This is a genomic window from Streptomyces yerevanensis (genome assembly GCF_000716805.1).
GTDB classification, from domain to species: domain Bacteria; phylum Actinomycetota; class Actinomycetes; order Streptomycetales; family Streptomycetaceae; genus Streptomyces; species Streptomyces flaveus.
This window is the reverse complement of the sequence record NZ_JNWJ01000048.1, coordinates 60,009-67,781: the sequence shown is the minus strand read 5'-3', so window position 1 is coordinate 67,781 and position 7,773 is coordinate 60,009. Positions and strand designations below refer to the sequence as shown.

The window sequence follows — 7,773 nt, the reverse complement described above, 5'->3', positions numbered from 1 at the left end:
ATTCCGAACCCGGAAGCTAAGCCTCACAGCGCCGATGGTACTGCAGGGGGGACCCTGTGGGAGAGTAGGACACCGCCGAACAAACATTGAGAAAGCCCCCGCACTTCGGTGCGGGGGCTTTCTGCGTTAAAGACGGCCCGTTGCCTTGAGGGCTAGATAAGCATCCGCCAAAGCCGGAGGAAGATCGTTCGGTGTCGCGTCCACGACCGTGACGCCATGGCGGATGAGTTGCTCGGCGGTGCGATGACGTTCTGTCTGAGCCTGGGCTGCGGCGGCGGCCTCGTACACGGCATCGGTGTTTCCCCGTGCCGTGGCCATGTGCTCTATATGCGGGTCGGCTACTGAGGCAACCAGGACTGTGTGGCGCTGGGTGAGGCGGGAGAGTACGGGAAGCAGGCCCTCCTCAATGGGGGCCGCGTCGAGGCTGGTGAGGAGCACGATCAGGGAGCGGCGTGGGGCTGTGCGGAGGGCGGTGGCGGTGAGGCCGCGTGCGTCCGTCTCGATGAGTTCCGGTTCGAGGCGGGCCATGGCGTTCACCAGGGATGGGAGGACATCGCCTGCGGCTCGGCCCTGCACTTGGGCGCGTACCCGGCGGTCGTACGCGAGGAGATCCACGCGGTCGCCGGCTCGGGACGCGAGGGCGGCCAGGAGCAGGGCCGCGTCCATGGAGGCGTCGAGGCGTGGGGCGTCGCCCACGCGGCCCGCCGAGGTACGGCCTGTGTCGAGGACCAGCAGGATGTGGCGGTCGCGTTCGGGGCGCCAGGTGCGTACAGCGACCGTGGTCTGCCGGGCGGTGGCGCGCCAGTCGATGGAGCGGGTGTCGTCCCCGGGAACGTATTCGCGGAGGCTGTCGAATTCGGTGCCCTCGCCGCGGGTCAGGGCACTGGTGCGGCCGTCGAGTTCGCGCAGGCGGGCCAGCTTTGACGGGAGGTGCTTGCGGCTGGTGAACGGGGGCAGGACGCGTACGGTCCAGGGGACGTTGTGGCTGCCCTGGCGGGCGAAGAGGCCGAGAGGGCCGTATGAGCGGATGGTGACGCGGTCTGCCTGGCGGTCGCCGCGACGGGTGGGGCGTAGGTGAGTTGTGATGCGGCGGCGTTCGCCCGAGGGGATCGTCAGTCGGTGGCGGGATGCGGTGACTTCCGTGCCGGGCTGCCAGCTGCTGGGGGGCCAGGCGTCGCGGATGCGGGCGCGTAGGGGGCGGCTGGTCGGGTTGGTGACCGTGAGGGTGACATCGGCGGCTTCGCCCAGACGTACCGAGGTGTCTCCGGAGCGGGTCAGGCCGAGGCGGCGTACGGGCGCGGCCAGGGCGAAGTCGCAGGCGCACGCTAGGGCCAGGGGGATGTTCACGGCGAGGATGCCCGTCCAGCCGGGTTCCCAGATGCCGACGGGGAGGGTGCCGAGGGCCGCGAGGAGGGCGGCGCGTCCGGTGAGTGCCATCAGCGGGGCACGGGGACGTGGGCGAGGATCGCGTTGATCACGGAGTCGGCGGTTACGCCTTCCATCTCGGCCTCGGGGCGGAGTTGGACCCGGTGGCGGAGGGTTGGGAGCGCGAGGGCTTTTACATCGTCGGGGATGACGTAGTCGCGGCCGGTCAGCCATGCCCAGGCGCGGGCGGTGGCCATGAGCGCTGTCGCGCCCCGCGGAGAGACGCCGAGGGTGAGGGACGGGGATTCTCGGGTGGCGCGACAGATGTCCACTACGTAGCCGGTGATTTCGGGGGAGACCGCTGTCTTGCCGACTGCCGCGCGGGCGGCTTCCAGGGCGGCGGGGCCGGCTACGGGGCGTACGCCGGCGGCGCGCAGATCGCGTGGGTTGAAGCCCTCGGCGTGGCGGGTGAGGACGTCGATCTCGTCCTTGCGGGAGGGCAGCGGGATCGTCAGCTTGAGGAGGAAACGGTCCAGCTGGGCTTCGGGGAGGGGGTACGTGCCCTCGTACTCGACCGGGTTCTGGGTCGCGGCGACCAGGAAGGGTTCGGGGAGGGGGCGCGCGGTGCCGTCGACCGTGACCTGGCGCTCCTCCATCGCTTCGAGGAGCGAGGACTGGGTCTTGGGCGGGGTGCGGTTGATCTCGTCGGCGAGCAGGAGGTTGGTGAAGACCGGGCCGGGCTGGAAGGAGAACTCGGCGGAGCGGGTGTCGTAGACGAGGGAGCCTGTGACGTCGCTGGGCATCAGGTCCGGGGTGAACTGGACGCGCTTGGTGTCGAGTTCGAGGGCGGATGCGAGGGCACGGACGAGCAGCGTTTTGGCGACCCCGGGGACTCCTTCGAGCAGGACGTGTCCGCGGCAGAGGAGGGCGACGACGAGGCCGGTCACGGCGGGGTCCTGGCCGACCACGGCTTTGGCGATCTCGGCGCGCAGGGCCTCCAGGGAGGCCCGGGCGGCGCCCGGATCCCCGGTGTGCGCGGCGTTGTCAGTGGTCGGGTCCATCATGGACGGCGTACCTCTCTTTCGAGGGCGTCGAGTTGGTCGGCGAGGTGGATGAGGGCTGCGTCGTCGCGGGGTGGCGGGCCGAAGAGGAGGGATTGCGGGGACGACTGTCCGTCGCCGTGGAGGCGGGCGGACAGGGCGGGGAGCAGGGCTTCGGGCGCGTGCGCCTGGGCGGGGGACAGGCCGACGAGGGGGGCGAGGCGGGTGCGGGTGGTGGAACGCAGAGCTGCGGCGGCGCGGTCGCGGGCGTTGGACTTGCGGTAGAGGCGGGCGCGGCCTTCGACGGTCTCGGAGGCGCGGATCGCGACGGGGAGCCGTTCGGGGACGAGCGGGCCGAGTCGGCGGGCACGCCAGAGGGCGGCCAGGACTGCGGCGATGAAGAGCTGCAGGGTGCCCCAGAGCCAGCCGGAGGGGATCAGGTCGAAGAAGCTGCGATCGCCGGAGTCGGTGGCCGAGTCGTCGGAGAGCGAGGGGAGGTACCAGACCAAGTGGGGGCGGGAGCCGAGCAGTTGGAGAGCGAGCGAGGCGTTGCCCTGCTCGTCGAGACGGTCGTTGTGGAGGATGTCGGGGGCACCGAGTACGACGGTGTCGCCGTCCCCGTCGAGCGCCGGGACGCGCAGCAGGGTGGGCAGGCCGTCGCTGAGGTAGCAGGAGTCGGTATCGGGCGCGGTCGTCGTGTAGCGGATGCCGCCGGTGTCGGCGGTGCCCGCTCGCTGGGCGGCGGGCAGGGCGCAGTCGGGCGGGAGCGTGGAGTCGTAGCTGGGCGTGGGGTCGGCGGTGACTCCGGGGGCGAGGTTGCCGACGGACGGGATGCCGGGCGCGACAAGGACGGTGCGGCCGCCGGAATTGGTGAAAGCCGAGTGGAGCCGGGTCTGCTGGCGGTCGGTCAGCAGGTCGGGGGCGGCGACCAGGAGGGTGGTGTCGGGGCCGACGGAGTTGCGTGCGTCCTCCAGGGTGGTGACCACGCGGGTGGAAACGCCGCGGTCGGCGAGGAGCTCGGCGACGGCGCGGCTGCCGTTGGGGTCGACGGAGCGCGGGTCGAGGCTGCCGTGCTGGGTGTCGGAGCGGACCGCGGCGATGGCTATCGCGGCTACAAGGAGGATCACGAGTCCGAGGAGGACACCGCGCGCGCGGGTCCACACCTGGCGAGCGGTGGGGGAGGCCGAGGTGGTGGACGGAAGGGTGGCCTCGGTGGTCATTCGGCGGCCCCCTGGCGCGTGCTGTGGGCCGTGTTCTGGCTGCTCGGGGTGCTGCTCGCGAGGACCGGCCTGGTGCGTTCCATGTCGCGGTCGAGTTCGGTGAGGCGCTGGTACGCCTGTGATGTGGCCGTTCGCCCGCCGTACGTCACGTCGTCGAAGTCCCGGGCCGCGGCGCTCAGCCGGTCCGTGTGGGAGGGGAGCGTACGGCCTGCCTCGGCGGCTGCCTCGTCAGCGGTGCGGCCGGGGCGGGGCTCGAGCAGGGCGCGTTCCTCCAGGGAGCGGACGATGGCGCGCATGCGCTCCTGGACGGCCTGGTTCCAGTGGCCCTGGGCAGCGTGGCTCTCGGCGGCTGCCCGGTGCTCGGCGGCGCTGCGTGGCCGGTCGTCGAAGAGCGGGGCGGCCGACGTGGGGCCGCGCATCGGGGTGCCGAGCCGCCACCAGAGGGCGCCTATGAGCGCCGCTGCCGCCAGCGCGATGACGACGAGGCCGAGTGCGCCGCCCGGGGTCGCGCCGGAGGCTGCGCTGAACAGCTTGTCGAGCCACTCCCAGAAGGCGTTCAGAGCGCGCTGGAACCAGTCGGGGTCGTTCTCGTGGTACATCCGCTTGGACAACTCGCGCCGGGCCGCCTCCCGCGCGGGGTCGCGCGGGAGCGTCACCGGTGGTTCGTCGGCGGAGCGCGGCAGCACGAGTACGGCCGCGGCGCCGGAGCCCGGCAGCGCGAGCACAGCTGTGAGAACACCCCCCGACGGGCTCACCGCATCAGCTCCCCGAGGTGGTGCCGGGGGCGTCGGAGCCGTAGCCCTGGACGCCGGCGGCGCGGGCCAGGTCGAGGTCGAGGGCCTCGCGGCGGATGCGCTGGTCGATGTAGAGGAGCACGGAGACACCCGCGGTGATCGGGAAGGTGAGCATCGACCCGATCACCGAGCCGACCCCGCTGACGATGAGGAACGTCCAGCCGAGGTCTCCGGTGCCGCTGTTGAGGAAGCCACTGACACCGTCACCGCTCAGGGCGGCGGCGAGGAAGGTGAACGGGATCACGATGATCGAGGCGACGACGTTCGCGATGATCGTGGCGAGCAACTGGATGCCGAAGACCCGCCACCAAGAACCGCGGACCAGCTTCGCGGAGCGGCTCACGGACTTCAGGATGCTCTGCTTCTCCAGCATCAGGGCGGGCGAGGCCAGCGAGAAGCGGACCATCAGCCAGATCGCGACGACACTCGCGGCCATGCCACCGAGGACAGCAAGTGCGACACCGCCGTCACCACCGCCGGCGAGGGCGACCAGGAAGCCGGGCAGGGCGCCCACCGCGACGACAGCGATGCCGATGAGCGGGAGCAGGAAGGTCAGGCCGAAGAGTTTCGCCAGCTGGGGCCGGGCGTCGCGCCAGGCCTCGGCGGTGGTCACCGACTTGCCGAGCACAGCGCGGCTGGTCACGGTCGTGAGCAGGGCGGTCGCGACGATGGTGCCGAGCAGCGCGATCAGCAGGATGACGCCGGAGCTCAGCAGGGTGTCGCCCAGGGCGCGGGTGAGTTCGCCGACGGAGGCGCTCGGGTCGTTGAGGGCGTCTGAGCTCGCGGCGTCCTCCAGGACGAAGCCCTGGAGCAGCACCACGACGATCTCCGTGAACACCGCGACAGTCAGCGAGATACCGAGGACCGTCCGCCAGTGCGTACGCATGGTCGACACGGCGCCGTCGAGGATCTCGCCGACGGCGAGGGGGCGGAGCGGGATCACGCCGGGCTTGGCGGCGGGCGGAGGGCCGCCCCAGCCGCCTCCCCAGCCGGGGGGGCCACCGGGACCGGGGCCGTAGCCGCCGCCGTATCCGCCAGGGCCACCGGGGCCGCCGTATCCAGGGCCGCCTCCCGGACCGCCAGGGGGCTGTCCGCCCCAGCCTGGGCCGGGTGGAGGCGGCGGTGGGGCCTGGGCCGGGCTGCCCTGGGAGCCGCTGGGGGCGGACCACTGGCTGGGCGGGGGCTGCTCCTTGGACCACTTCGCGCCTGGGCTGGACGGGTCGGGTCCGGGCTGTCCCGGCTGATCCGTGGGCTCTGGGGCAGCGGGCCGGTCCGCGGGCTCGGCAGGGCCGGAGGCGTTCGGCTCCTGTCCGTCCTGCCCGTCGGTGGGGGCAGATCCGGGCGATGCCCAGCCCGGAGTGTCTTTCATCGTCGCTCCTTCACGGTGCCCGTCCGCGGTTGCGGCGGCAGGTTGGCAGCCATCGTGCCACGGTGCGGCCGGGAAGTGACCGGCCCCCGTATGGGCTGCACACCTTCAATTGTCCGCCCTGTACGGGGCAGACTGGGCGGATGGCTGATCAGTACGCGCATTCCCGCGAAGACCACGCGCCCACCGAGATTCCGGCGATCCGGTGGGACGAACCGCCGGAAGGCTCCGTACTGGTCCTTCTCGACCAGACGCGGCTGCCGGCCGAGGAGGTCGAGCTGGTGTGCACCGACCCTCCAGCGCTGGTGGAGGCGATCCGCACACTCGCCGTGCGCGGGGCGCCGCTGCTGGGGATCGCCGGGGCGTACGGGGTCGCGCTCGCCGCCGAGCGGGGGTTCGACGTGGACGACGCCGCCGACGCGCTCGCCAGCGCTCGGCCCACCGCGGTGAACCTCGTGTACGGCGTGCGCAGAGCCCAGTCGGCTCACCGTGCTGCCCTGGCCGGTGGCGGCGACCAGAAGCAGGCAGCCGAGGCTGCGCTCGCCGCCGCTCGAGCCCTTCACCAGGAGGACGCCGAGGCCAGTACGCGCATGGCCGAGCACGGTCTGGCGCTGCTGGACGAGCTGCTGCCCGGGGGCAACCACCGGATTCTTACGCACTGCAACACCGGGGCTCTGGTGTCCGGCGGGGAGGGCACGGCGTTCGCCGTCGCGCTCGCCGCGCACCGGGCCGGGCGGCTGCGCAGGTTGTGGGTGGACGAGACGCGGCCGTTGCTGCAGGGTGCTCGTCTGACGGCGTACGAGGCGGCGCGCAACGGGATGGCGTACACGCTGCTCACGGACAGCGCCGCGGGGTCGCTGTTCTCGGCGGGGGAGGTGGACGCGGTGCTGATCGGGGCGGACCGGATCGCGGCCGACGGTTCGGTGGCGAACAAGGTGGGGAGCTACCCGCTCGCGGTGCTGGCCCGGTACCACCACGTACCGTTCGTCGTGGTGGCGCCGGTGACGACGGTGGACCCCGACACCCCGGACGGGGCGTCCATCGAGGTCGAGCAGCGCGCCGGACATGAAGTGACCGAGATCATCGCACCCCAGGTGCCGGTGGCAGGAGCGGAAGCGGGAGGCGGAATTCCGATGGCACCCCTGGGGACCCAGGCGTACAACCCGGCGTTCGACGTGACGCCCCCCGAACTGGTGACGGCGATCGTCACCGAGGAGGGCGCCGTTTCGCCCATCACGGCAGAGGCGCTTGCCGAGCTGTGTGCCAGGTCACGCCAGGTAACGATTTAGTTAATGGGATGATGGCATTCATGAAGGGACGAGTCCTTGTCGTCGATGACGACACCGCACTGGCCGAGATGCTCGGCATTGTGCTGCGTGGTGAAGGTTTTGAACCGTCTTTCGTAGCCGACGGCGACAAGGCGCTGGCCGCTTTCCGTGAGACCAAGCCCGATCTGGTGCTGCTCGATCTGATGCTGCCGGGGCGGGACGGTATCGAGGTGTGCCGCCTGATCAGGGCGGAGTCCGGGGTGCCGATCGTGATGCTCACGGCGAAGAGCGACACCGTCGATGTGGTGGTCGGGCTCGAATCGGGTGCTGATGACTACATCGTGAAGCCGTTCAAGCCGAAGGAGCTGGTGGCGCGGATCCGGGCGCGGCTGCGGAGGTCGGAGGAGCCGGCGCCCGAGCAGCTCGCCATCGGCGATCTGGTCATCGATGTGGCCGGTCACTCCGTGAAGCGGGAGGGGCAGTCGATCGCGTTGACGCCGCTGGAGTTCGACCTGCTGGTCGCGCTGGCCCGGAAGCCCTGGCAGGTGTTCACGCGTGAGGTGCTCCTCGAGCAGGTGTGGGGTTACCGGCACGCGGCGGACACCCGCCTTGTCAATGTTCATGTACAGCGGCTGCGTTCCAAGGTCGAGAAGGACCCGGAGCGGCCGGAAATCGTGGTGACTGTCCGTGGCGTCGGTTACAAGGCCGGACCCAGCTGAC

Annotated in this window: 7 protein-coding genes and 1 rRNA gene; 3 read left to right on the top strand and 5 right to left on the bottom strand. The window is 71.4% G+C overall.

From position 1 onward, the window contains the following. A 5S ribosomal RNA gene (gene rrf / locus OP79_RS50695) occupies window positions 1-81 on the top strand; the annotation flags it as partial. 45 nt (window positions 82-126) lie between these two features. Here the strand turns inward: rrf and OP79_RS36700 are convergent. The 5 genes from OP79_RS36700 to OP79_RS36680 are packed head-to-tail and all read right to left on the bottom strand — an operon-like array spanning window position 127 to window position 5,788. Next, window positions 127-1,437: a DUF58 domain-containing protein gene (locus OP79_RS36700; protein ID WP_033326577.1), complete on the bottom strand. Its 1,311-nt coding sequence runs from the start codon at window positions 1,435-1,437 to the stop codon at window positions 127-129. Next, window positions 1,437-2,426 carry an AAA family ATPase gene (locus OP79_RS36695; protein ID WP_106972565.1) on the bottom strand — a complete coding sequence of 330 codons (990 nt, stop codon included), beginning with the start codon at window positions 2,424-2,426 and terminating at the stop codon, window positions 1,437-1,439. Before OP79_RS36695 ends, OP79_RS36700 begins: the two co-directional genes overlap by 1 nt. Next, window positions 2,426-3,625 (bottom strand): DUF4350 domain-containing protein, encoded by a 1,200-nt coding sequence (locus OP79_RS36690; RefSeq protein WP_033326573.1) that lies wholly within the window; start codon window positions 3,623-3,625, stop codon window positions 2,426-2,428. The genes OP79_RS36695 and OP79_RS36690 overlap by 1 nt, the downstream gene beginning before the upstream one ends. Beyond that, window positions 3,622-4,380, bottom strand: coding sequence for a DUF4129 domain-containing protein (locus tag OP79_RS36685; RefSeq protein WP_051745189.1), 759 nt, complete (start codon window positions 4,378-4,380; stop codon window positions 3,622-3,624). Before OP79_RS36685 ends, OP79_RS36690 begins: the two co-directional genes overlap by 4 nt. 4 nt (window positions 4,381-4,384) lie before the next feature. Beyond that, window positions 4,385-5,788, bottom strand: coding sequence for a DUF7847 domain-containing protein (locus tag OP79_RS36680; protein WP_033326569.1), 1,404 nt, complete (start codon window positions 5,786-5,788; stop codon window positions 4,385-4,387). 140 nt (window positions 5,789-5,928) lie between these two features. Between OP79_RS36680 and mtnA the strand changes: the two genes are divergently transcribed. Further along, window positions 5,929-7,074: an S-methyl-5-thioribose-1-phosphate isomerase gene (gene mtnA / locus OP79_RS36675; protein WP_033326567.1), complete on the top strand. Its 1,146-nt coding sequence runs from the start codon at window positions 5,929-5,931 to the stop codon at window positions 7,072-7,074. Window positions 7,075-7,082: 8 nt separating this feature from the next. Beyond that, a complete protein-coding gene (gene mtrA, locus OP79_RS36670; RefSeq protein WP_189327097.1) occupies window positions 7,083-7,772 on the top strand; it encodes a two-component system response regulator MtrA in 690 nt (229 codons plus the stop codon). The last annotated feature ends 1 nt before the right edge of the window (window position 7,773 follow it).